Annotated in this window: 1 protein-coding gene and 1 pseudogene; both read right to left on the bottom strand. The window is 38.0% G+C overall.

Annotation, left to right across the window (positions count from 1 at the left end; translation table 11 throughout):
• A pseudogene (locus tag B5E92_RS15235) lies at nt 1–188 on the bottom strand (RNA polymerase subunit sigma-24); the annotation flags it as partial.
• 439 nt (nt 189–627) lie between these two features.
• Nucleotides 628–993, bottom strand: a complete 366-nt coding sequence (locus B5E92_RS15230) for a hypothetical protein (RefSeq protein WP_074087803.1) — start codon at nt 991–993, stop codon at nt 628–630.
• Nucleotides 994–1,278: the final 285 nt, after the last annotated feature.

The following is a 1,278-nucleotide window of genomic DNA, read 5'->3' as shown; positions in this document are numbered from 1 at the left end:
TTTGTGGAGTAATCATCATAAGTCGAGAGTTCCGCAAGCTGTTCTGGCGTGAGTTCTGAAAAGGAAATCTGCAAATCGTTCATACGCTGGTAGTGCTTCTGAATATTGATTGCTTCATTTTTCAAAATCTTCTTGCAGTAACAGTCAAAGACTTTCTGGACATCTTCCGGAGAAGTGGGTCTTTTCACATTTTCACCTCCTTTCGCTTGTCAAAAGGCGGTGATTGTAACCGTTCCTTCCCCCTTTCCGTCATTAATACAAATGAGAGGATATGAACTGGCAAAGTTTGAAAAAGAAATCCAGAAAAAGCAAAAAAGCCCAAGAAGTTTTGATAACCTCGTTGAGCTTTAGCGAATATAATCGACAAATATTGAGGAAATTCTACACGGAAATAGCTGTAAACTCCCTTAACATGGATTAAATTTTTTTTGATGATTTTCTTTTATGCGCTCCTGTCATTCGTAATCCTCCGTGAAGAAACCGCCTTGCCAAAATAAGGCAAATTTCAACAGGATAAGCATAAAAGATAAATCCGTCCTAATTCCGTCCAAGTTCCTGTTTTTTGGCAGTAACTAAAAAAGGTTATCACACCCAGCATAAATGCCGTGATTGCGATAACCCTGTGTATCAGATAATCTCTGTATTTTCTTTAATGAGCTGGCGAATATCGTCCTGCTTTGCTGGCGGTACTTGACTGATGAAGTCTGCCAGCCATTTATCTCTCTGTTCATAGACGTTTTCATCATCATAATAGGCTGGATAGTCTTGAAGAATATCAAATTCCCTGTCAGCCCGTTCCGCTTCATTGCACGCCAAGTCCAAATGTTCACCAATCAATTCCTGCGTATAGGAAGTATATCCCAGAGCCATAGTAATATAAGTGATACGTTCAAAATCTGTCTGTGTCATGGCTTCCTTGCCCGTCAGTAAGTTGTAGTCATGCTGTCCGCATATAGACAGAAACATTTCCTTTTGCTTCTCCGCTTGTCCCATAATAGCCACTCCTAAATCCTTAAAATTTTAACTGCCTGCTGGTAATACAGATAAATTCCTCTGGTGTAGGTGTACTGTTGCCAAACAGTCGTTTAAACTCTGCCTGCTGTTCTAGGTCGTCACTGTTCATAGCGTCTATGATTTTCCCCTGTATCTGCTCACGGACTGTTGATTAGCGAATTATATTAGCTAATTATTTTCAAATTAAATTAGTTATTTTTGAAGAAGATTTTTATAAATTAATTATGATAGTCAAATTATTTTAACTATTATATTTAAATTATT

The sequence above is a fragment of the Erysipelatoclostridium sp. An15 genome, assembly GCF_002160675.1.
Classification (GTDB): Bacteria; Bacillota_I; Bacilli_A; order Erysipelotrichales; family Coprobacillaceae; genus Thomasclavelia; species Thomasclavelia merdavium.
This window is presented reverse-complemented; position numbering and strand designations above follow the sequence as displayed.

Excerpts from the sequence above, each read along its gene's own strand:
- B5E92_RS15230 (WP_074087803.1), bottom strand. The coding sequence starts at position 993 with ATGGGACAAGCGGAGAAGCAAAAGGAAATGTTTCTGTCTATATGCGGA.